At 75.6% G+C, this 21,458-nt stretch carries 19 protein-coding genes; 4 read left to right on the plus strand and 15 right to left on the minus strand.

The features are described 5' to 3' along the window. Nucleotides 1–132: 132 nt before the first annotated feature. Nucleotides 133–1,623, minus strand: a complete 1,491-nt coding sequence (locus ACIA5A_RS27170) for a S8 family serine peptidase (RefSeq protein WP_396767267.1) — start codon at nucleotides 1,621–1,623, stop codon at nucleotides 133–135. A 138-nt stretch (nucleotides 1,624–1,761) separates the two neighbouring features. Here ACIA5A_RS27170 and ACIA5A_RS27175 point away from each other — a divergent pair, with 138 nt between their 5' ends. Then, on the plus strand, nucleotides 1,762–3,843 hold the full coding sequence (locus tag ACIA5A_RS27175; RefSeq protein WP_396767268.1) for a hypothetical protein: 2,082 nt from the start codon (nucleotides 1,762–1,764) through the stop codon (nucleotides 3,841–3,843). Here the strand turns inward: ACIA5A_RS27175 and ACIA5A_RS27180 are convergent. From ACIA5A_RS27180 to ACIA5A_RS27205, 6 genes are all read right to left on the minus strand, one after another. Next, complete coding sequence (locus ACIA5A_RS27180) at nucleotides 3,807–5,693, minus strand: hypothetical protein (protein ID WP_396767269.1); 1,887 nt, start codon at nucleotides 5,691–5,693, stop codon at nucleotides 3,807–3,809. The genes ACIA5A_RS27175 and ACIA5A_RS27180 overlap by 37 nt on opposite strands. 116 nt (nucleotides 5,694–5,809) lie before the next feature. Next, entirely contained in the window at nucleotides 5,810–6,295 is a 486-nt protein-coding gene (locus ACIA5A_RS27185) for a hypothetical protein (protein WP_396767270.1), read from the minus strand. A gap of 50 nt (nucleotides 6,296–6,345) precedes the next feature. After that, complete coding sequence (locus ACIA5A_RS27190; protein ID WP_396767271.1) at nucleotides 6,346–7,989, minus strand: class I adenylate-forming enzyme family protein; 1,644 nt, start codon at nucleotides 7,987–7,989, stop codon at nucleotides 6,346–6,348. Nucleotides 7,990–8,067: 78 nt separating this feature from the next. After that, nucleotides 8,068–8,832 carry an ABC transporter permease gene (locus ACIA5A_RS27195; RefSeq protein ID WP_396767272.1) on the minus strand — a complete coding sequence of 255 codons (765 nt, stop codon included), beginning with the start codon at nucleotides 8,830–8,832 and terminating at the stop codon, nucleotides 8,068–8,070. 1 nt (nucleotide 8,833) lies between these two features. Further along, nucleotides 8,834–9,811 carry an ATP-binding cassette domain-containing protein gene (locus tag ACIA5A_RS27200; RefSeq protein WP_396767273.1) on the minus strand — a complete coding sequence of 326 codons (978 nt, stop codon included), beginning with the start codon at nucleotides 9,809–9,811 and terminating at the stop codon, nucleotides 8,834–8,836. Next, nucleotides 9,808–10,983, minus strand: a complete 1,176-nt coding sequence (locus tag ACIA5A_RS27205) for a glycosyltransferase (protein ID WP_396767274.1) — start codon at nucleotides 10,981–10,983, stop codon at nucleotides 9,808–9,810. Before ACIA5A_RS27205 ends, ACIA5A_RS27200 begins: the two co-directional genes overlap by 4 nt. Before the next feature lie 70 nt (nucleotides 10,984–11,053). Between ACIA5A_RS27205 and ACIA5A_RS27210 the strand changes: the two genes are divergently transcribed. Further along, nucleotides 11,054–11,992: a 3-oxoacyl-[acyl-carrier-protein] synthase III C-terminal domain-containing protein gene (locus ACIA5A_RS27210; RefSeq protein ID WP_396767275.1), complete on the plus strand. Its 939-nt coding sequence runs from the start codon at nucleotides 11,054–11,056 to the stop codon at nucleotides 11,990–11,992. Next, complete coding sequence (locus ACIA5A_RS27215; protein ID WP_396767276.1) at nucleotides 11,901–12,818, plus strand: 2-hydroxy-acid oxidase; 918 nt, start codon at nucleotides 11,901–11,903, stop codon at nucleotides 12,816–12,818. Before ACIA5A_RS27210 ends, ACIA5A_RS27215 begins: the two co-directional genes overlap by 92 nt. Before the next feature lie 82 nt (nucleotides 12,819–12,900). Here the strand turns inward: ACIA5A_RS27215 and ACIA5A_RS27220 are convergent, their stop codons facing one another. Further along, on the minus strand, nucleotides 12,901–13,566 hold the full coding sequence (locus ACIA5A_RS27220) for a hypothetical protein (RefSeq protein WP_396767277.1): 666 nt from the start codon (nucleotides 13,564–13,566) through the stop codon (nucleotides 12,901–12,903). A 253-nt stretch (nucleotides 13,567–13,819) separates the two neighbouring features. Here ACIA5A_RS27220 and ACIA5A_RS27225 point away from each other — a divergent pair, with 253 nt between their 5' ends. Next, nucleotides 13,820–14,161, plus strand: coding sequence for an MmcQ/YjbR family DNA-binding protein (locus ACIA5A_RS27225; RefSeq protein ID WP_396767278.1), 342 nt, complete (start codon nucleotides 13,820–13,822; stop codon nucleotides 14,159–14,161). A 34-nt stretch (nucleotides 14,162–14,195) separates the two neighbouring features. Here ACIA5A_RS27225 and ACIA5A_RS27230 read toward each other — a convergent pair whose 3' ends face one another. The 7 genes from ACIA5A_RS27230 to ACIA5A_RS27260 all read right to left on the minus strand — a co-directional run bounded on the left by ACIA5A_RS27230 (nucleotide 14,196) and on the right by ACIA5A_RS27260 (nucleotide 21,429). Then, nucleotides 14,196–14,639 (minus strand): NUDIX domain-containing protein, encoded by a 444-nt coding sequence (locus ACIA5A_RS27230; protein ID WP_396767279.1) that lies wholly within the window; start codon nucleotides 14,637–14,639, stop codon nucleotides 14,196–14,198. A 224-nt stretch (nucleotides 14,640–14,863) separates the two neighbouring features. Further along, nucleotides 14,864–15,073 (minus strand): helix-turn-helix transcriptional regulator, encoded by a 210-nt coding sequence (locus tag ACIA5A_RS27235; protein ID WP_396767280.1) that lies wholly within the window; start codon nucleotides 15,071–15,073, stop codon nucleotides 14,864–14,866. A 347-nt stretch (nucleotides 15,074–15,420) separates the two neighbouring features. Then, the gene (locus ACIA5A_RS27240) at nucleotides 15,421–16,437 is read right to left on the minus strand and encodes a histidinol-phosphate transaminase (RefSeq protein WP_396767281.1); all 1,017 of its coding nucleotides are present in this window, start codon (nucleotides 16,435–16,437) and stop codon (nucleotides 15,421–15,423) included. Nucleotides 16,438–16,443: 6 nt separating this feature from the next. Then, nucleotides 16,444–17,700 carry an FAD-dependent oxidoreductase gene (locus ACIA5A_RS27245; RefSeq protein ID WP_396767282.1) on the minus strand — a complete coding sequence of 419 codons (1,257 nt, stop codon included), beginning with the start codon at nucleotides 17,698–17,700 and terminating at the stop codon, nucleotides 16,444–16,446. Then, on the minus strand, nucleotides 17,697–19,397 hold the full coding sequence (locus tag ACIA5A_RS27250) for a prenyltransferase/squalene oxidase repeat-containing protein (RefSeq protein WP_396767283.1): 1,701 nt from the start codon (nucleotides 19,395–19,397) through the stop codon (nucleotides 17,697–17,699). Before ACIA5A_RS27250 ends, ACIA5A_RS27245 begins: the two co-directional genes overlap by 4 nt. After that, the gene (locus ACIA5A_RS27255) at nucleotides 19,394–20,413 is read right to left on the minus strand and encodes a UbiA family prenyltransferase (protein ID WP_396767284.1); all 1,020 of its coding nucleotides are present in this window, start codon (nucleotides 20,411–20,413) and stop codon (nucleotides 19,394–19,396) included. The genes ACIA5A_RS27250 and ACIA5A_RS27255 overlap by 4 nt, the downstream gene beginning before the upstream one ends. Continuing rightward, complete coding sequence (locus ACIA5A_RS27260) at nucleotides 20,410–21,429, minus strand: polyprenyl synthetase family protein (RefSeq protein ID WP_396767285.1); 1,020 nt, start codon at nucleotides 21,427–21,429, stop codon at nucleotides 20,410–20,412. The genes ACIA5A_RS27255 and ACIA5A_RS27260 overlap by 4 nt, the downstream gene beginning before the upstream one ends. Nucleotides 21,430–21,458 lie beyond the last annotated feature (29 nt).

Below are 21,458 nucleotides of genomic sequence, written 5' to 3' on the forward strand. Positions count from 1 at the left end.
GGCCGCCGCGGGGACCGGGGCGCCCGGGGGGCTCCCCCCGCCGCCGCCGGGGGCCCGGGGCCCGCCCCCCGGGTGTCCCCCGGCCCCCCTTGCCACCCGCGGGGGGTTAACCGGGGGCCCCTCCTTACACCCTCAGGTGCGGCGGCGCATCCGGTAGACCAGGAAGCCACCCGCGCCGAACAGCACCGCGAAGCCCAGGAGCACGGCGACGAGCGTGCCGCCGCCCCGGCCCGCCTGCACGGCGGCCGCGGCCGGGCCCTCGACCGACGGCGCGACCGCGGCGGCCGGGTTGATCATGCCGGCGCCGTACCGCGCGTCCCCCTCGGCCACCTGCCCGCCGACCGGGTCGGCGGTGCCCCGGATCCGCTCCTCGACCTGGCCGGCGGTGAGCCCCGGCTCGACCGCCCGGATCAACGCGGCCTCCCCGGCGACGAACGCCACCGCGAGCTCGGTGCCGGTGTTGCCGACCACCTTGCCCCGGCCCACGCCCAGGGTGGCCACCTCGATGCCGGGCGCGACCACCTCGACCGAACCGTCGAGGTACTTCTCCGCGAGCTGGCCGCCGGCCCCGACGCCGCCGGTGAGCACCAGCGCGCCGCCGCCGGAACCGCCGCGCGGCGACGGGAGCGTGGTGGGCTTGACCGGCGCGCCGGCCACCACCAGCACGTCGTGCTCCAGCGCGGTGGCCAGCGCGGCCGCCACCGCCGGGTCGGCCAGGTCGACGCGGGAGCCGAGCGCCACCACCTGGGCGCCGGTGCTGACCGCCACCTCGACGGCCGTGGCGGCGTCGGCCGGGCGGGCGTCGCCGGAGGAGCGGACCATCCGCACCGGCACGATCGTCGCGTCCGGGGCCAGCCCCACCGGGCTGCCGTCGACGCTGTCGTCGGCGGCGATGATGCCGGCCATCGCCGTACCGGAGCCGAGGCAGTCCTCGTCGCCCCGCCCGTTGCCGACGGTGACGTCCGCGCCCACCGCGACCCGCCCGCTGAGCTGTTGGAGCCCGGCGTCGACACCGGTGTCCACGACCGCGACCTTCACCCCGTTGCCCCTGGTCAGGGTCCACGCGCTGTCCGCCGCCATGCGGAGCTGCGCCCACTCCGACCGGCCGCTGGACGCGGTCTTGGCGGTGCATTTCACCGCCGGCGCGGAACCGGTCGGCGAGCCGGTGGGCGAGCCGGACGGGGTGACCGCCCCACCGGGTGTCGGGCTGGCGTCCGGCCGTGGGGCCGGCGGGCCGGACGGGGTGGGGCGGGCCGACGGCCGGCGGGGGGCCGGCAACTGTCCGTACTCGACGCCCTCGCCGGCCGCGTCCCACGGCAGCACCAGGTACCACCCGGCCCGCAGCACGGCCGGATCGGTCAACCGGGCCCCGTCAGGCTGCACCCGGCCGGTGTTGAGCTGGTAGATCTCCGCGGACCGCTCGCCGCTGCCGAGAAAGCGTCGGGCGATCTCGGTGAGGTTCTCCGGCTGCCCCTGGTAGCGCGCCGTCACCTGGTAGTACTTCACGTAGGGCTCGGTGTCCGGCGCGGACCCGGCGACCGAGGGACGTGGTGCGGCCAGGAACGCGCAGCCGACCATCACCACCACGAGCAGTCGAGCAAGGATGGAGTGCTTCGCCAGCACCGGGGTCCCCTTCCGTCACCGCGGCCCACCGTACGGCCGTCACCGTCTATTGCGGATCTGCGCCGACTTCGTTCAAATCAATCTGAACCAGATTTCCATGGCGTCCGTCATGGAGACCGCCGAGGGTACCGGCCCTCGATGTCGAGCAGCTTCGGCCGGCGGTGGGGCGTCGGCGGAACGAAGGCGGGGACGGCGGTGACAGACCTGGTACGGGCCGTGGGCGGCCGGGGCATCGACCGGGTGCCGAGCACCCGCAGGTTCGACCCGCGCCGGCACCGGCGGGTGCCCGGCCTGCTCGACCTGTGGCTGGTGTGCGGGCCCCGCGGGCGGCCGGCGCTGCCGAGCGACCCGGAGCGCCCGCTGGACGCGCCCGCCGTGGCGGAGCTGGTGCGCCGCAGCGGGGACGTCGCGGACGACGTCCGGATCCTCGCCGACGACGGCGCCCGGCACGCCGACCTGTTCACCGAGGTGGCCGGCCTGCTGGGGCACGACGTGCTGGTCAGCCCGGACGGCGCGGACATCCGGCAGGTGCTGCCCGGCCGTGCGCCCGAGGGCGACGGCGGCCCGTTGCACGCGCTGCCGCTGGACCGGGTCACCCGCCAGCCGATGGACTGGCTGGTGCTGCAACCGCCCGACCTGGCGACTCCGCTGCCCGGCTGGTTCGCCATGGAGGACGGTCTGGTCCGCCCCCGCACCGGGGTGGTCAACCTGCCCCTGGCCACCGGTGTGGCGTTGGCCACCCGGGCGGACTTCGTGGCCCGCCGGGCCACCGCCCACCGGCTCGGCGCCACCGGGTCCGAGCTGGTCACGGTCTCCGTGACGGTTCGCGCCGGCGGTTTCCTGATCGGCGACTACAGCGGCACCCAGCAGGTCCGCGACGCCGGGCACCTGGCCGCGCTGCTCGGCGAACTGCCGCTCTACGGCGCCGACCTGCGGCTGTGGCTCACCTGGCCGTCCGAACCGGACGAGCAGGCGAAGCTGGTCGCCCAGGCCGCCGAGCTGGCCGAGACGACAGGCGCCACGGTCTGGACGCCGCCGCCGGGTGGCCGGGCGGAACTGCTCGGCGACCGCCGCGACCTGCGCGCGCTCGACGCGGCCGGCGGCGTGGCGCCGTGGCAGGCCCACCGACCGAGGTACGCCGCAGGCCCGCCGGCCGTCGACGCGACGCCCGACGGCCTGCTGGTGCCCCGCGAGCCGCGGCCCCGCATCGTGGCGACCGGCGACGCCCCCGCCGACCACGCCGGCTCGGACGGACCCGGATCGGGCGGCACCGGACCGGACGGCACCGCGCCGGACGGGCCGGGGTCGGACGGGCACGCATCGGTCCGGCCGGCGCCCTCGGCGCGCCCCACGCTGGCCGCCGAGAACCGCCGCGCGGACCGCTACGGTCCACCGTGGCTGCGTCCCGGCCAGCAGGTGAACGTCACCACCTTCGAGGCGTTCGTGCCGGTCACCGGCGACCTGGAGCGGGCCGCGGCGGACGGCGTACCCAGCGCGGAGCTGTTCCTGGTCGCCCACCTCGACCCGCGCTCCGCGCCGCACCGGGCCGACCTGCTGCGCGTCCGGGTCTCCCCGGGCGGCGCGATCCCGGTGCAGGTGCTGCGCTCCCACGTCCCGGCGCGCCTGCAGTACCTGCTCGGCGCGCCGGACACCTACCTGCTGCCGGCCGGCCGGTTGGACCGGGCCCGGGTGCGGGACGGGTTCCGGGCCACCGACGACGGCGGGCTCCGGGCCGTGGACGTGCTCGACGGCGGTCCGCTGCGGATCCGGTCCGCGCCGGCGGGCGCGTCGGGCGGCGGGCTGCCGCACGACGTCACCCGGTGGCCGGCGCACGGCACCCGCCGGGCGTACGCGCTGCTGCCGGCGCGGTCCCGCGGCCTCGCGGCGGGTTGGCTGCCGCTGACCCGGCGGCGTCCGGCGGCGCGCGCCGGTCGCCTGCTCGTGGAGGTCCGGGTGCCGCGCGGCCGCACGGTCGACGTCGAGACCACCGCCGACGCCCTCGCCGCCCTGCCGCTGGCTCGGGGCCGGGCGGAACGGCTGCGGCAGGCCGGCATCGACCTGATCCTCACCAGCCGCTCCTACGACCGGGTGGAGGTGGACCGGGTGCACCGGGCGCGGGACGGGGTCTGGGAGGCCGTGCCCGGGGTGGCGGCGGGTCCGCTGCCGGTGGTGCTGCGCGGCGTTCAGTCCCCGCCGCCCGCCCCGTCCGCGTCGAGCTGAAGCGACCAGCGGCCGGCCGGGACCGGACCGAGCACCACCGGCACGCACCGGCCGGCGGTGGCGGCGGCCAGGCCGCGCGCGCCGGCCGGCGGCGGGCCCTCGACGAACACCACGGACGGTTCGGGCAGGTCCCCGCCCGGCCCGGGCGGATCGGGCAGGTCGGGCAGCCGGCGGCAGCCGGCCGGCAGCTCACCGCCGGGCGTCTCCCCCACGACCGCCACGCCGACCCCGGCGGCGGTCAGTTCCCCGGCCAGGTTCACCGCGGCCCGGCCGCAGAGCGCCACCGGGCCGACGAGCGTGAACACGTCCGGCACCCGGGCGAGATCCACGTGCAGCCGCCACGGACCGCGGCGTCCCAGCACCAGCGGCAGCACCGCCGGCGGGGCCGTCTCCCCCGGACCCAACCAGGCGTACGGCGGCGCGCCGCGCCCGGCCGCCACCCCGACCAGCCGGACCCGGGCCCGGCCGACGTCGGTGTCCAGCTCGGCGGTGAGGTACGGCGCGTCGTCCTCGGCCGGCAGCGTGGGGCGCGGCTCGTCCGGCGCGGCGCCACCGTCCGCTCCGTCGAGGGCCGCTGTCGACGGCGTCGGCCCGGTCACCGCGGAGCGCGCCGGGTCCGGCCTGGACGCCGTGGCCGAGCCGGGCCCGGCCGCCGACCCGGGTGCGACGGACGTGGCTGACCCGGATGCCGCCGACCCGGTGGCCGAGGTGGACGCCGCGGTGCGGGTGGCCGGCGTCGACCCGCCCGGCGTCCCGGCCGAGCCGGCGGGCGTGGTCGACTCGGCCGGGCCGGCGGGCGTGGCCGGGGCGGCGGACGTGGTCGGGCCGGCGGGCGTGGCCGGGGCGGCGGGCGTGTTCGGGGCGGGCGTGGAGACCTGCGGGGAGACGGGGGTCCCGGCGGACGGGACCGTGGGCGCGGCACCCGCGGCCGACGACGAGGGCGGCTTCCCCACGCCGGGCGCGGGCGGTGTCGGCTCGGCCAGCGCGGTCGTGGTCGGCGTCGGGACACCTGTGGTGGGCGGCTTCGGCTCCGCCCGCGCGGTCGCGGACGACGTCGGTACGGTCGCGGTCGGTTCCGGGGCCGGCACGGGCGAGCCGGTGTCCGGCCGGGCGGCCGGCGGCCCGGCGTCGCCCTCCGCACCGGTCCTCGCGGCGTCGCCCGGCGCGGGCGTGTGGTGCCGGTGCGGCGGCCACGGTCCGTCGTCGCCCGCCACGGCCGGCGCGCGACCGGAGCGGCCCGGGCGCAGCAGCACGATCGCCACCACCGCGAGCAGCACCGACAGCCCGCCCGCGCCGAACCGGATCACCAGCGGGTCGATTCCGCCGCCGGTCGCCCGGTCCCGCCGCGGCGGCGCGGCGACCTCGGTGGTGGCCGGAGGCCGGGCCGCCGCCCCGGCGGTGGCGGGTGACCGCGCCGGGGTGGACGACCGCGCCGGGGTCGGCGCGGCGGTGGTGCGGACGGGTGTGGGCCGTGCCGGCGCGGGCGGACGGGTCGCCGGCGGGGTGGCGCGGGCCCGGACGCGGGGCAGCGGGCCGATGCGGACGCCCTGGCCCTTGGCGTCGCGGGGCAGGACGAGCACCCAGCCCGGGTTCAGCGTCAGCCCGTCGGTGAACGTCTCGCCGTCGGGCTGGGCCCGGCCGGTGTTCAGGTCGACGATCTCCCGGTAGCGGTTGCCGTTGCCGAGCGTGCGCAACGCGATCGCGTACAGGTATTCCCGCTGCCCGTCCACCGGCGGCCCGACCACGTAGTAGCGGCCGGTCTCCGCCGGCGCGGCGTGCGCCGGAGCGCCGGGCGCCAGCCAGATCCCGACCAGCACCAGCACCGCCTGTACGGCCCGCCGCATCCGCACGCGTCGCCCTCCCTGTCTGTGCACCGCCATCCTGCCGTCCGGCTCACTACGGACCGGACCGCCGGCGGTTCAACGGTGATCGCGGCCAGATCGCGCGGCGGCCCGGCCGGCCCGCGTCACGGGGAGGTGGAGAAGACGCCGATCGCCGCGAGCCCGCCGCAGCAGAGCGGCACGATGACGGCGAGCGAGACGAGCATGATGCTGTAGTTCGACCACAGGCCGAAGCGTGTCACGTCGGTGCCGTACCCGTCGTGTACCCGGTTGCGCCAGCCGCCGAAGCGGAACGACAGGTGGTGCGCGGCGCCCGGCTGGACCATCACCGCGGTGGTGACGATTGGTACGCCCAGGAAGTCGGTGTAGCGGACGTCGTGCGGCCCCGGTGGCACCGCGATGTGCCAGGTGCCCTCGCCGGGGATCGGCACCTGCTGCTTGTCGATCTTGAAACGGCTGGTCGTCGGCACGGGCACCAGGTAGGGCCCCCGGTTCACCGAGACGACGAGCACCGCGTAGCCGGGCGGCGGCGCGATCGGGTGGGGGTACGCGACGAACGGCGAGACGCCGCCGGGCATGGGCGGGTACGGCTGCGCGGGGAGGTAGGACACGGCTGCCGATTCTGGCACGGCCGCGCACCCCCGACGGATCGGGAATCCGGTCAGGGTCGGCCGGCGCCGGCCAGCAGGCGTTGACGCATCAGGAACTTGCGGACTTTGCCGGTGGGTCCGGTCACCACGTCGTCGTCCGGCACGGTCACCACCCGGCGCAGCGTGGCGGCCACCGCCGGGCCCAGCGCCGCGCGGACCAGGTCGGTGCGGTCCTGTGTGGCGTCGGCGTCGTCGGCGAGCAGCAGCAGCACGTCGGTGACCGTCGCGCCGTCCTCGGCGGTGGCCGCGACGACGGTGCAGTCCCGCACGTCCGGGCAGTGCGTGAGGATGCGCTCCTCGGACAGCGCGGTGTAGAGCCAGGCGCCGTCGCCCAGGTCGACCGCGTCGCTGGCCCGGTCCACGTGGTGGTAGTCGCCGGCCTCGTCGCGGTACATCAGGTCACCGGTCAGGTACCACCCGTCGAGGCGGGTGCGCCAGGTGGTGACCGAGTCGTTCCAGTAGCCGAGCGCCAGCGTCGGCGACTTCAGCCCGACGTGCCCGACCTGCCCGTCCGGGACCTCCTCGCCGGTGGTCACGTCGAGCAGGGCGATCCGGGCGAACGGGTACGGCTTGCCGACGCAGCGGTCGTAGCGGTCGCTGCCGAGGCGGTGGGTGATCCGGAACGCGCCGTGGCCCATCTCGGTGGAACCGAGCATGTCGACGAACTTGGAACCCGGCACGTCGACCAGGCCGTCGCGGGTCCAGGCGGGGTGGCTGCCGACGGCGACCAGCCGGCGCACGTGCGACTCGTGCGCGCAGTCGCCGGTGTTGAACCAGTTGCGCACCGAGCTGAGGTCGCGGGTGCTCAGGTCGACGCGGGCCAGCTCGGACCAGGTCACCGCGAAGCCGAACACCCCGGTCGGGCGCCACCGCTCGATGGCGTCGAGGATCGTCTGGGCGCTGCGGGCGAACGGGCCGCCCTGCGCGGACAGGCAGAGCAACTGGTAGCCGTTGCAGAGCGCCTGGTTGAGCGTGATGATGCCGGCGGCGTGCGCAGCCGGCAGCGCGGACAGCTCGCGCACCTCCCCGTACGGCCGGGACTCGGTGAGCCGGACCGCGCGGATCGCGGCGAACAGGCCGTGGTGCGAGTGCACGATCGCGGCGGGCACCCGGGTGGTGCCCGAGGAGTGCGTGACGACCACCGGGTCCTCGGGGTGGTGACGGTGGTGCGGCGGCGCCTGCGCGGGGTCGCCGGTGCCGGTCTCGGCCGCGTCGCCGAGGACCGGCACGCCGAGGTCGTGCTGGCGCAGCGCGGCGTGGTCGGCGTCGAGCACCACGCCGACGCCGCGCAGCCGCCTGACGAACTCGGCGGCCAGCTCGATCGGCATGTTGCCGTTCATCAGCGCCGGGATCGCGCCGAGCCAGGTGAGGGCGAGGAAGTTGAGAAAGACGTCCGGCGCGGAGGTCACGTAGACCGCGACCGGGTCGCGCCGGCCGACGCCGCGCGCGGCGAACCAGGCCGCCCGGGCGGCGACCCGGTCGGTGAGGGTCGCCAGTGACAGCGGGGTCCAGGCGGGGATGTCGTCCACGTCGACGTCGAACGTCACCCGGGGCGCGTGCATGTCGGCGCCGTGCGCGGCCAGCCGCGGCAGCACGTTGCCCGCGCCCAGTTCCGCATCCGCCGCCAGGGTCGCCCGGAAGTTGTCGGCACCCAACGCCTCGCCCCCTCACCTCGCCCGCACGATCAGGCTAGAGCGCCGGCCACGCGGAGACAATGGTCGATGTACGGACGGTCAGGAGACCTCGCGGTTGAACAGGTGCGACGACCAGAGGAGGCTGGCGGCGGCCAACCCGACCATGATGAGCGCGCCCTGCCACACCACGGTCTGCACGATCTGGCCGGCGAACAGCGCCCGCATGCCGTCGGTCGCCCAGGCGAACGGGTTCCACAGCGCGACCCGCTGGATCCACATCGGCGCGAGCACCAGCGGGATGAGCACGCCGGCGAGCAGCGAGATCGGCTGCCCGACGGTGTTCACCAGCACGCCGAGGCTGTTCTCGTTGCGCACCAGCAACGCGATGTCGTACGAGATGGACGTGCTCAGCAGCACCATCACGCCCAGCAGCGCGTACGAGACGAGCAGGTTGGCCAGGTGCACGCGCAGGCCGAACGGCAGCGCCACGAGCGTGACCACGACGGCCTGCACCACGTTGAGGCACACGTGCATCAGGGCCCGGCCGAGCAGCAGCGCGGTGCGGCTGACCGGGGTCACCCGGCACCTGTCGATGATGCCCGCGCGCAACGCGCCGAGCAGCCCGTAACCGGCGAACAGGCCACCGAACAGGCCCATCGCCACGAACAGGCCGGGCACGTAGATGCGGTAGGCGTCGGCGTAGCTGGAGGCGCCCCGGTCGACCATCACCACCTTGAGGAACGGGGCGAAGAGGACGAGGTAGGTGATCGGCTGGGCCAGGCTGAACGCGACCATCACCGGGTTGCGCACCATCAGGCCGGCCTCCTGCTGGAAGATCAGCCAGGTGTCACGGACGAGCTTCACGTCACTCCTCCAGCGAGCGGCCGGTCTTGGCCAGGAACACGTCGTCGAGGCTGGGCCTGCGGGCCTCGATCGCGCCGGGCTCGATGCCCCGGTCGTAGAGCGCTCGCATGATCTGCGGGATGGCGGTGGCGGCGCCGTCGACGTACAGCCGCAGGACGCCGTCGACCGGCTCCGCCGCGCGCACGTAGGGCGCCTCGGCCAGCAGCTTCGTCGCGGCCGGCAGGTCGCCGCCGCCGGCGTCGAGCAGGTCGGGCGCGGCGAAGTCGACGGTGACCACGTCGCCGGAGATCTCCCGCTTGAGGTCCGACGGGGTGCCCTCGGCGACGATCCGGCCGGCGTCGATGATCGAGACCCGGTCGCAGAGGCTGTCCGCCTCGTCCAGGTAGTGCGTGGTGAGGAAGATCGTCATGCCCTCGTCGCGCAACCGCCGGACCTCCTGCCACATCCGGGCCCGGCTGGGCGGGTCGAGCCCGGCGGTGGGCTCGTCCAGGAACATGACCCGCGGCGAGTGGATGACGCCGAGCGCGACGTCGAGCCGCCGGCGCTGCCCGCCGGAGTACGTCCGGATCTTCCGGTCGGCGAAGTCGTCGAGCTGGAACGCGCGGATCGCCGCCACCGCCAGCTCCTGCGCCACGCTCTTCGCCAGGCCGTGCATCCGGGCCTGGAGCACCAGATCCCGGCGGGCGGTGGAGTCGTCGTAGGTGCCGCTGGCCTGCGCCACGAACCCGATCCGCCGGCGCACCTCGGCGGGTGAGCGCAACAGGTCGACGCCCGCGATCGTCGCCGCGCCCCCGCTGGGCTTGAGCAGCGTGGCGAGCATCTTCAGGGTGGTGGACTTGCCCGCGCCGTTGGGGCCGAGGAAGCCGACGATCTCGCCGCGCCGCACCGCGAAGTCGACGCCGCGTACCGCCTCGACCGTGCTCGCGCCGCGACCACGGCCCACCCGGAACGACTTGCGCAGGCCGCTGGCCTCGATCATCGGACCTCCTGGTGCGACGGCGACGCCGGCACGGCAAGCGCGGCGAGGTGGTCGGCGGCGGCCCGGGCGCCGCCGGCCGCGGCGAACGACGCGGCCACCCGGCGCGCGCCCTCGCGGTGGGCCGGGTCGTCGAGGACGGCCGCCAGCGCCGAGGTCAGCTCCGCCGGGGTGGCCTCGTGGAAGGAGACGGCGAGACCGGCCCCGGCCCGCGTCACCTGCCGGGCCACGGTCGGGTGGTCGTGGCGGATCGGCGCCACCACCACCGGTACGCCGTGGGCCAGCGCCTCGGAGACCGTGCCCAGCCCGCCGTGCGAGACGACCGCGTCCAGCCGGGGCATCAGCTCCAGCACCGGCACCCGGGGCGCGACGAGCACGTGCGCGGGCGGGTCGGGCACCAGGCCCGGCGGGGCGGTGAGGATCACCTGGACCCGGTCGGCCAGCGGCGCGGTGGCGGCCGTGATCCGCCGGTAGAAGTCGCTCGCCAGGTGCTCGGCCATCGTGCCGACGGTGACCAGCACGTGCCGGCGGGCCGGATCCCAGGCGTCCCAGTCGAAGGCGGGCGCGTTCGGCCGCCGGCCCAGCGCCGGCCCGGTCAGCACGCACCGCGGCGGCAGGGCCGCCGGTCCGGTCAGCGCCGCCGTGGTCAGCCCGATCACGAGGTACGGCGAGAAGCGCAGGTCGAGCGTCGGGTCGACGGGCAGGTCGGTCATCGCCCACACCCGGGCCACCTGCGCGCGCACGTAGTCGTCGAAGCCGGGCATCTCCCCGGTCGGCGGGGTCAGCTCCAGCACGCCCACGCAGAGCGTCGCCCAGCGCACCCGGTGGCGGTGCGCGGCCAGCGCGCCGGCCAGCGCGTACTGGTCGGCCACCACCACGTCGGGGCGGTATTCGGCGACCGCCCGCTCGGCGGCGTCGCGGATGAACCGGTTGGCCGGCAGCACGTGCCCCTCCCAGAGGCTGCGCACCGAGTCCATCCCGGACGCGGCGTCCGGCCGGTAGTGCCGCTTGCCGGTCGGGTAGAGCGTGGCGTCCGGCCCGATCAGCGGCCGCAGGTCGCTGCGGGGCCCGCACCAGGCCACCTCGTGTCCGGCGGCCTCCAGCGCCTGACCGACGGCGAGCGGCGCGGACAGGTGCGACACCACCGGCAGCACCACGAAGAGGAACCGAGCCACGTCGATATGATGCCACGCGCGTTGACATCCACCGGCGTCGTTGGTGTGATCAGTTGGTGACGGTGTGCGGGTGACGGCGCTCGACGCCGTCTCGGTGTTCCTGCCGAGCCGCCGGGTGCCGATCGAGGCGCTGGCCGCGCCGCTGCGCCTGACCGAGATGCAGATCCGGCTGTTCCGGCGGTTCCACGGGCTCACCGAGGTGCGCCGCGACCCCGCCCTGTCCCTGCCCGACCTGCTGCGGCACGCGGCGAGCGGCCTCACCACGCTGCCCGGCGTGGCGCACCGGGTGCGGTTCGTGCTCCACGCCCGCGCCTTCCCGGTCGTGGCGCCCTATCCCGCCAACCCGCTGCACGACGTGTGCCGGACGCTGGGGTTGGGCCACGCGCTCGCGTTCACGCTGACCCAGCAGTCCTGCGCCGGCGCGCTGGCCGCGGTCGACGTGGCCGGGCGGTTGCTGGCCGCCGAGCCGCCCGGGCCGGACGGCGAGCCGCTCGCGCTGGTGCTCACCGGGGAGAAGGCGTTCACCCGCGACGCCCAGTTCATCCCGGAGACGTCGGTGTTCAGCGAGGGCGCGTCGGCCTGCCTGGTCAGCGCGCACGGCGGCCGGGACCGGATGCTCTCCTACGCGTGCGCGCAGCGCGGCGAGTTCGACGTGGCCGGCGGCGCGTCGCCGGCCCGGTTCCAGCGCGAGTACCGCCCGGCGCTGGCCGAGGTCATCGACCGGGCGCTCAAGGACGCCGCGATCGGGCTGGCCGACCTGCGACTGGTGCTGCCGCACAACGTCAACCTGCTGACCTGGAAGCGGCTGGGCAAGCTGATCGGCCTCCCGCTCGACAAGGTGCTGCTAGACAACGTCACCGAGACGGGGCACGTCTTCTGCGCGGACGCGTTCGTCAACTACCGCACCGCGCGCGAGCGTGACCTGTTGCGCCCGGGCGACCGCTACCTCGTCGCGGCGGTGGGCGCCGGCGACGGGGCGACGTTCGCCGCCATGGTGTTCGAGCACTGACCTGGGAGGCGTCCTGCTGCACCTCATCCGGGCCGCGCGTCGGGAGTTCACCGGCGCGGCGGAACTGCTCGCCGACCCGGCGACGCGGGCCCGCGCCGACGAGTACCTGACCGACCTGACCCGCCCGTACGGCCTGCGGTTCGACCCGACCGCGCACGGCCAGTCCTACGGCGAGATGGCCGCGTCGCTGATTCCCACGCTGGTGCCCGACGACGAGCCGGTGGACCTGCTGGTGCTGGCGTACGCCGTGCACGACGCGCTGCCCGGGCGGGCCACCGCCACCTACCTCAGTCACGTCTGCCCCGGCACGCCGACGTCGTTCGCGCTCTGCGACCAGGGCTCGGCGGCGGCGTTCACCGGGTTACGCATCGCCGGCGCCTCGGCGTACCGCCGGACCCTGCTGCTCGTCGTCGAGCAGGCCGTCCTGCCGTACGACCCGGGGGTTGCCGCGCCGGAGCGGCACCGGGCCGTGGCGCTGCTGCTCGGCGACGGCCAGGCCGACGGCGGCGCGCGGGTGACGGCGGTGCGGCAGCACGCGGACGTCGGGCCGGACGACGTGGCCGCGATGGCGGCGAAGGAGTTGCGCGCGCTCGGCGCCGGGACGCCGGACGTGGCGGTGGTGCTGGGCGCGGGGCTCGCCGCGGTCGGGAGCGCGCTCGGGGCGAGCCCGGTGACGGTGGTGCCGCCGGGGCAGCCGTCCACCGGGGTGTGGTGGGCGCTGCCGGACCTGCTCGGCGACGACCCGAGGCAGCCACGCGCGGTGCTGGTCGCCGACTACGAGCCCGACCTGCGCTATCTGTGCCTGGTCAATCTGGCCCACGGGTGACGGCGGGGCCGACCACGACCGGCCCGATGGGCAATGAGATCAATCGACCGGATCCGCCCAGGGCGGTTGAACCCCCGCCGGTCTAGCTGCGTCGGACCGGTCGGGGGTCGGGCCCGGAGCCAGGGATCTCCAGCAGGCTCCGGATCTCCACGAACTCCTTCCCACGAGTGTTCGGGCGCTTCTTCGGGCTGAGGAAGGTGACCGTGCCGACGCTCGCCCGATCGGCCCACGCGCACATCGTGACGTGATAGTCGCCATTGCGGCCGGCACCGCAGCGAGCCTCACCCCCCAGGGGTCCCGGCTCCACCGTCCGTATGTCGCGCAGCCGGGGAAGCAGCTTGAAGAGTCCGTCCAGCGTCGCATCCTCGTCTCGTACGGAGCCGGCCACCGCGCTCACCATCACCGCATAGTCGGCGTCGGTCTCACCGTTGTAGACCTGCGCGGCCGAGTCGCGCGGCTGCCGGACCAGCCGAGCGAGCTGATCGGTGTTCTCCCCCGCCGCGAACAGCAGCGGGCGGTAGAAGAACTGGGAGCGCGTGCCCAACCGCATCGGCAGTTCCAGGCGTGCCCACGGCGCGGACGGACTCGCCGAGGCCTGCGCCGACGCCGAGCCGGAGGGCCGCGCCGACGTGGACGGGGCAGGCTCAGTCGACTGTCGGCCGGGCGGGGAGGAGCAGCCGAGCACCGCGCCGCAGGCGATCACCGACGCCACCGCCCGGGCCGCCCTCCTGCCGACGGCGCTGGACATGCACGACTCCCTCACCGAGATCAACACATTGACGGGACGATACCGCGCCCCTCGGCGGGATTTGTCTCCGGCATCACCCGGCGAGCGCTGCCGTGAGCATCGGAAGGATCGGCTCCTGGGTCAGGCGGAGACAGCCGAACTCGGACGTCTCCAACCACGCCACCCGCCGTCACGACGGGCGGCGGTGACGACCCGGGCCGGACCGGGAACGTCAGCAGCCCATGATGACGTACCTCATGCGTACGGTCGGAGCATGGTGACCGTAGCCGACGTCCGCGCGCTGGCGCGGACGCTGCCGCGCAGCAGTGAGCACGTCATCCGGGACCGCGTGAAGTTCCGGGTCGGCGCCATCGTGTTTGTGGCGTTCTCCCGCGACGAGACGACGATGGGCTTCGGCCATCCGAAGGAGGAGCGCGACGGGCTCATCGCCGGCGACCCGGACCTGTTCTTCCTGCCCGGTGCCTCCGACCAAAGCTTCAACTGGGTGTGCTGCCACCTCGCCCGCCTCGACCACGGCCACATGACCGAGCTGGTGACGGAGGCGTGGCGCATGGTCGTGCCCAAGTTCCTCGCCCGGCAACGCCTCGGCGGTTGACCGGCGCTGTCCCCGTCGGAGGACGCCACCGGACTCACGGCGCGGCCGTCGGTGTCCCGTCGCGACGACGCGACCGGCCGGGGCCGGCCAGAGCGCGCACCAGTGCCGGCAGGTCACCATGCACCAGGGGAAGGTCGCCGATCTCGTGGATCCCGACCCACGCCATGTCGTCGTGCTCGTCGGGCGCGCAGTTGGTCGGTGAACCGACCCAGTCTCCGACGTGCCAGACGCACAGGTGCACGGCGTTCTCGCCGCTGCCGATGCGCAGGTCGCCCAACCGTGACGAGGACTCCGCCACGATCCGGACACCGAGTTCCTCGTGCATCTCACGTGCGAGCGCCTGCAGCTCAGACTCGCCCGGGTCGACGTGCCCGCCGGGCAGATCCCAGAGATCCGGATAGGCCCGGCGGGTCGGGCTGCGGTGCACGAGCAGAACCGCGCCGTTCTCCACGAGTGCGCCGGTGACCACGAGATGCATGCGGGGATTGGAGCACGGGGATACGACAGGCTCCGCGGCGCAGGGGGGTGGCTCAGGTGACGGCCGGTGGCACTTCCTCGCGTGCGATCGTTGCCGACGGGTGAGGTAGGCCTTTCTGCGGCGAAGTTGAGGCCGGGGGGACAGCACCCGCGTCTAGATGAAAGCCGGCCCGCACTCGGTACACACCGGTGCGCCGACCGCGTACGCGACCCGCGACGGTGAGGTCAGGGCTGCTCCTCGTCCCCGCCTCGCTGGTTCGGCCGGTACCGCTTGATCCACGCCTCGACGTCGGCGCGATCCCACACCCGCACCTTGCCGCTCGCCACGGTGTCGATGGGGTCCGGGAATGTCGACCGATTGGTGATCTCGGTCGCCCGCGTGCGCGACACGCCGCCAAGCATGTCCGCGACATCGGAGAGCGCCACGAGCCTCACCCCGTGACCGTATGCACGTGACTCGTGCACACGTTGCAACTTCCAACCTTGACGGTGTGCACGTTACAGGGGAGGCTGATGGGAGCACGTCCGGTGAGCGGTCCAGGTACCTGAACGGGGTTCGGCGCCTGGATCTGCCCGTCTCGGGAGACAGCGGATGGTCGAGAGAGAAGCACCACGGTCGGAATGGGTGCCGGAGCTGGCGAAACAGATCATCCGGCGACACTGGATCTTGGGCTACTGCCGTCGGTGCCTGGACAGGTCAGGCGAATGCCCGTCCCTGGGCTGGGCGCGGGAGCGCCTCCGGGCACGGCGGCTGGCGGGCACCGTCCGGAGTGAGCGCTGAGTCAGAACCCTTCGGCGAGCGCGGCCCGGACGAACGCGAGGAGCCGGTCGTTCGCCTCGTCCGAGCCGACCGTGATCCGCACCCCGGCACCGGGCAGCGCCATCACCAGGATCCCGGCGGCCCGGGCCCCGTCGGCGAACGACATCGCCCGCTCCCCCAGCGGCAGCCACACGAAGTTCGCCTCGCTCGGCGCCACGGTCACCCCGAGCCCGCGCAGCGCGCCGACCAGGCGGGTCCGGGCCGCCACCAGTTCCGTGCAACGGCGGGTCAGCTCCGGTGTCACGTCCGGCGACAGGCTGGCCACGGCGGCGGCCTGGGCGAGCGCGTTCGGGAAGAACACCGCGCCGGTCAGCGCCGCCGCCCGGGTCAGCCGGGGCGGCACCACCGCGTAGCCGATCCGCAGCGCGGCCAGCCCGTACGCCTTGGAGAACGTGCGCAGCACGCAGACGTTGTCGTAGGCCCGGTACAGCTCCATCCCGTCCGGCGCGTCCGGGTCGGTGACGAACTCCCGGTACGCCTCGTCCACGATCACCGGCACGTCGGCCGGGATCCGGTCGAGGAACGCCCGCACCTCGTCGCGGCGCAGCGCCGCCCCGGTCGGGTTGTTCGGGTTGCACAGCAGGACGCACCGGGTCTGCTCGGTGACCGCGTCCGCCATCGCGGGCAGGTCGTGGTCGTACCCGTCCATCGGCACCGGCACCGCGCGAGCGCCCGCGTTGGCGACGATCAGCGGGTAGCCCTCGAACGACAGCGCCGCGTGCACGACCTCCGGGCGGGGTCCGAGCGACTGCACCAGGTGCTGGCACAGGCCGGCCGATCCGGGTCCGACCAGTATCGCCTCCGGTCCCACGCCGAGTCGTGCGGTGAGCGCGGACACCAGGGCCGACGCGGTGCGGTCCGGATAGCGCTGGAGGGCGGCGGCCCCGTCGGTGACGATCCGCCGGATGCTGGGCAGCGGCGGGTAGGGCGTCTCGTTCATCGACAGGTCGGCCGGGGCGGCAACGGTGGCACGGGTCATGGTGGCTCACTTCCCTGACAGGGCGGTGTGGGCGTGCCGGTCGGTGAGCAGCCCGAGCTGGTGCAGCCGGTCGACGAGCGAGAGCGGTCGCACGTCGGTGCCGGAGAGGTTGCCGGCGGTGAGGCCGAGCAGCCGGGGGTTGGCGGCGGTGCGGCGCATCATCCGCCCGCCGAGCAGCTTCGGCAGCCCGGTGACGCTGGTGATCATGCGGGAGGCGTTGTGGCTGACGGTGGCGACGTGGTCGAGGCGGGGCCGGCGTGCGGCCTCGAACGCCCGCAGCGCGCGGTCCACCGCGTCGGGTGCCGGCGCGCCGCCCTCGGCGGCCAGCGTGGCCGCGAGCGTCTCGGCGTCGCCGAGGGAGCTGTTGACGCCCTGCGCCGCCATCGGGTGCACCGCGTGGGCGGCCTCGCCGACCAGGGCGAGTCCGGGCACGGTCAGGCGGGCGGCACGCAGCCGGTAGACCGCGAGGAGTTGGCGGCGGTGCAGGCTGGCCCGGACGGCCGGCCCGAGCGGCCGGATCGCCGGCACGTCGGCGAGCAGCCGGTCGCACCACGGGCCCAGGTCGGCCCGGCCCCGGAACTCGTCCGGCGTCACCTGCACGTAGAGGCGGCACCGTCCGCCGGGCAGCGGGTAGACCAGGCACAGGCCCCGCCCGGTGCGGTAGGCGGTCACCTCGTCCGCGACGTCTGCGCCGGCCACGTCGAACGCGACCAGGCCGTGCGGGTACTCGCGGCGCTCGACCGCGACACCGGCCGCCCGGCGCAGCGGCGAGGACATCCCGTCGGCGGCCACCACCAGCGCCGCCGGCACGTCCTGCTCACCACCGTCGCCGGTGACCCGGACGCCGGTGACCCGCCCGTCGTCGTCGCGCAGCAGGCCGGTCACCCGCCGGCCCCAGCTCAGCTCCACCGTGGCCGGCAGCCCGTCGGCGAGCACGGCGCGCAGGTCGCCGTAGTCGGCGCAGAGGATCTCCCGGTACGCGCCGGGCAGGCCGGCGTAGTCCAGGCAGAGCAGCGGCTCGCCGGACGGGTCCCGGATGGCGAGCCGCCCGACCGGGCGCGCGCCGGTGGCCCGCAGCGCATCGAGCGTGCCCCAGGCGTCGAGGATGCGGACCGTCTCGGGTTGCAGGATCTCACCCTTGGCGATCGAGGCGGGCGTGCGTTGCCGGTCGAGCACGCGCACGCGCAGCCCGAGCGCGCCGAGCGCGCGGGCGCTCGCCAGGCCACCCGCGCCGGCGCCCACCACCACCACGTCGGCGGTCACCGGGCCACCGCCCCGGGGGCGACGTCGGGGCGGCCGGCGGCGGCGCGGCGGTGCTCGCCGAGCGCCCGCAGCGCGAGCGCCTGGGTGATCACCGCGTTGGGGTAGCGCATGTGGTGGCGGATGTAGTTGCACACCCGGGCGGCCGGCCACCCGCCGTCCGGTCCGGCGGCGGCCACCAGCCAGGCGACGCCCCGGTCGGTGGCCGCTCGGGACTCCGGATCGCCGGTGGCGAGCAGCCCCTGCACGGCCCAGGCGGTTTCCTCGACCGAGCCGGCGGCGCCCTCGCCCGGCCCCCACGAGCCGTCGGGTAGCTGGGTGTCGCGCAGCCACCGGGCCGCCCGGCGGACCACGTCGTGCCGGGCGTGCCCGACCCGCGACAGCGCCGCCACCACCACCGCGGTGCCGGAGGTGTGGTCCCGGTACCACAGGTTCTCGAACGTGCCGTCCGGTGCGGCCCGGGTGAGCAGCCAGGCCGCGGCCCGCGCGATCGCCGGGTGGTCGTCGGGCCGGCCGGCGTCGTGCAGGGCGAGGATCGCCTGGCTGGTGATGGCCGGGCACGGGCCGTCGTTGGCGAGCTGGGTGTCGCGGACCCACAGGCTCCACGAGCCGCGGCTGTCCTGCCGGCCGACCAGCCAGTCCAGGCCGGTACGCAGGACCGGGTCGGCGTCCGCGTCCGGGTAGCCGGCGAGCGCGGACAGGATCTCGGCGGACTCCAGCGTCACCGGCCACCCGCCCACGTTGGAGTAGCTCCAGCCGCCCGGCGGCACGTCCAGCACCTCAAACGCGGCAGGTTTCTGGGTGGCGTGGAAGAAGTCGCGGGTGGCGCGCAGCCGCGGGTCGGCGGCGTACCCGGCGGCGATCAGGCCGGTCACCGCGTAGCCGGACCGGGTCAGGTCCAGGTTGGTCACGGCGTCCCACGCGCCGTCGGGTCGGACCGCCCGGCGCAGCCAGCCGACCACGGCGGCGGCGATGTCGGGGGCCTCCCCGCTGCGGGCCAGGCCGAGCAGCACCAGCGCGGCGGGCCACGGGTCCTCGCTGAGCGCGCCGGTGCGCTCCTCGTGGTCGTAGACGGAGCGCAGCAGCCGTACCGCCACCGGTCGGGCCCGGCGCAGCGTGGCGCGGCGCAGCCGCCCGGCGGGCAGCAGATCGGCCTGCATCAGGGCGAGACCGACGAACGGGGTGGTGCGGAACGACAGGCGACGGCGGCGGACCCGGTCGAACAGGACGATCTCCAGGGGCAGCCGGCGCAGCGGGCCGGCCTCGGCGGTCAGCCCGGCCATGGTGAGGAGTTGGCGGCACAGCAGCGCGATGGCCCGGTCGGTGACCGTGTCGACGCCGCCCATGGCGGCCAGCTTCGCCCGGCCGGCGACGATCGCGTCGGCGCCGGTGTCGGGCGCGGCGAGCGCGAGCGCGGCGACCGCGACGGCGGTGGGTACGACCTCGCTCTCCGCGCCCACCACGCCACCCCAGCCGCCGTCGTCGTGCTGCTGGCCCAGCAGCCATCGGACGCCGGCGTCGACCAGGTCGGCGCTGCCGGCCGGGTCGGCGGCGTGCAGGGCGGCCACCGCGCCCGCGGTGCCGAGCACCGAGGCCGGCGGGTCGTCGCCGAAGACACCGTCGGTACGCCGTCGGCGCAGCAGCGCCTCGGCGCCGGCGGTGATCGCCTTCTCGACGGCCTCGGCGGTCACAGCGGTCATGGCGCGTCCTCCAGGGGCACTCGACGGTGGGTGGCCAGGGCCAGGCCCGCGCCCGCCGGGCCGAGTTCGTGGCGGTCCCGCATCCCGCGCTGCGCCCACCATGTCAGCGCGACCATCGGCAGCGCGAGCGCGAGCTGCACGACGACGCCGAGGCCGAGTCCGACCACCGCCGAGGCCAGCACCACCCGCTCGACGACCAGGACGGAGTGGGCGCGCAGCGCCACCACGACCGGCATCCCGGCGCGGCGGGTGACGAGCGGCGCGAGCGCGACGACGCCGGCGACCGCGACCACCAGCAACGTCGCCAGGTAGGCGGGGCGCGTCTCGGGTCCGGCCAGCAGGCCGGCGGTGAGCGCGGCGCCGATCGTGACGGCGTGCAGCGTCACGACGGTCCGGAGCGCGAACGGTACGCCCCGGCGGACCGGCAGCGTCGCGTATCCGCCCGCGCGGTCGCCGTCGATGTCGCGCAGCGCCCCGACCAGGTTGGACATCGCGTCGTGCGCCCAGAACGCGACGGTCAGCGCCAGCAGGACCGGCCACGCCGACGACGGGACCCCCACGGCGAGCGCGCCATAGAGCAGCGCGACCGCGCCGAGCGCGCCCCGGACGAGGTTCCCGGCGATCCCGCGCGCCTTGAGCCAGCGGCTGTAGGCGACGATGCCGACGCCGGCCAGCAGCGCCGCCGCCGTGGTGCCCCAGCCGCCCGCCACCGCCAGCACGGCGAGCACGCCGAAGCAGGCGCAGCCGCAGGCCACCGCCGTCCGCGCGCGCAGCCGGTCGGACGGGATCGGCCGGTGCGGTTTGCTGCCGGCGTCCAGCTCCCGGTCGAACCAGTCACCGAGGTAGTGGCCGCCGAGCCAGCCGACGGTGGGCGCGGCCCAGGCCGCCAGGAGCCGCCACGGATGGTGGGGGCCGGCGGCCACCGCCGCGCCGCCCAGGCCGACCAGGCCCACGTACCAGAGGGTGTAGGGCCGCCAGGTCTCCAGGTGCGCCCGCAGTGCCCGGGCGGCACTCACGCCGTCTCGCTCGTCATCCAGCCCGCGATGCCGGCCAGCACGTCCGCGCTCGGCGAGGGGGTGAGCACGGCCAGTTCGGACCGGGCGCGCTCGGCGTGCGCCACCATCCGCCGGTGGGCCGCCGCGACCGCGTCGACCTCGTGGAGCAGCGCGCCCACCCACTCGACGTCGCCGGGCCCGGCGCCACGCCGGTGCAGCACGGCCATCAGCTCGACCCGGTCGGTGTCGGTGGCCGCGTCGTACGCCAGCAGCAGCGGCAGCGTCGGCCGGCCGTTGTGGAGGTCGCTCGTCGCCGGTTTCCCGGTCTGTTCCGGCGTGGCGACGTAGGAGAGCAGGTCGTCGCGGATCTGGAACGCGACGCCGAGGTGTTCGCCGTAGCGGGCGAGCGCGGACGCCACTGCCGGTTCGGCGCCGCCGAGCAGCGCGCCGATCTGGCAGACCGCGCGGAACAGCGACCCGGTCTTGAGGCGGATCATCTCCGGGTACCACCGGGCGCCGGCGTCCAGGTCGCCGACGAGTCCCGCCTCGATCGACTGGCCCCGGCACAGGTCCTGCCCCGCCTCGGCCAGCGCGCCGAGCGCGGCGACCACGTGGCCGGGCGGCACGCCGGCGCCGGCGTCGGCGATGGCCCGGAACGCGGTGAAGATGAGGTGGTCTCCGCCGACGATGGCGCCCGGTATGCCGAACGCCACCGGGACGGCGGGGCGGCCGCGGCGCAGCGTGTCGGCGTCGATGATGTCGTCGTGCACGAGCGTCGCGACGTGCAGGTATTCCGTGCCGAGCGCGGCGGCGAGCACGTCTCGGGGTGAGCCGCCGACCGCCTCCGCCGCGTGCAGCGTCATCATCGGCCGGAGCAGCTTGCCGGGTGGCATCAGCGCGTACCGGGCGATCGCGTCGAGCGGGTCGGTCGTCTCCGGCCAGCGGCGGCCGAGTTCGGCGTGCAGCAGCCGTCCCGATTCGCTTCGGGCGAGGTCGTCGATGAAGTGCGGATATCGCGTGAAGCCAGCAACCGTCATGACGCGTCGACCCTTTCGCCAGGGATCGG

Source organism: Micromonospora sp. NPDC051300, assembly GCF_044455315.1.
Lineage (GTDB): Bacteria > Actinomycetota > Actinomycetes > Mycobacteriales > Micromonosporaceae > Micromonospora > Micromonospora robiginosa.

Coding starts and splice junctions, on each gene's coding strand:
- ACIA5A_RS27175 (WP_396767268.1), top strand. CDS start 1,762: ATGTCGAGCAGCTTCGGCCGGCGGTGGGGCGTCGGCGGAACGAAGGCG.
- ACIA5A_RS27200 (WP_396767273.1), bottom strand. CDS start 9,811: ATGATCGAGGCCAGCGGCCTGCGCAAGTCGTTCCGGGTGGGCCGTGGT.
- ACIA5A_RS27220 (WP_396767277.1), bottom strand. CDS start 13,566: ATGTCCAGCGCCGTCGGCAGGAGGGCGGCCCGGGCGGTGGCGTCGGTG.
- ACIA5A_RS27225 (WP_396767278.1), top strand. CDS start 13,820: ATGGTGACCGTAGCCGACGTCCGCGCGCTGGCGCGGACGCTGCCGCGC.
- ACIA5A_RS27230 (WP_396767279.1), bottom strand. CDS start 14,639: ATGCATCTCGTGGTCACCGGCGCACTCGTGGAGAACGGCGCGGTTCTG.
- ACIA5A_RS27240 (WP_396767281.1), bottom strand. CDS start 16,437: ATGACCCGTGCCACCGTTGCCGCCCCGGCCGACCTGTCGATGAACGAG.
- ACIA5A_RS27250 (WP_396767283.1), bottom strand. CDS start 19,397: ATGACCGCTGTGACCGCCGAGGCCGTCGAGAAGGCGATCACCGCCGGC.
- ACIA5A_RS27260 (WP_396767285.1), bottom strand. CDS start 21,429: ATGACGGTTGCTGGCTTCACGCGATATCCGCACTTCATCGACGACCTC.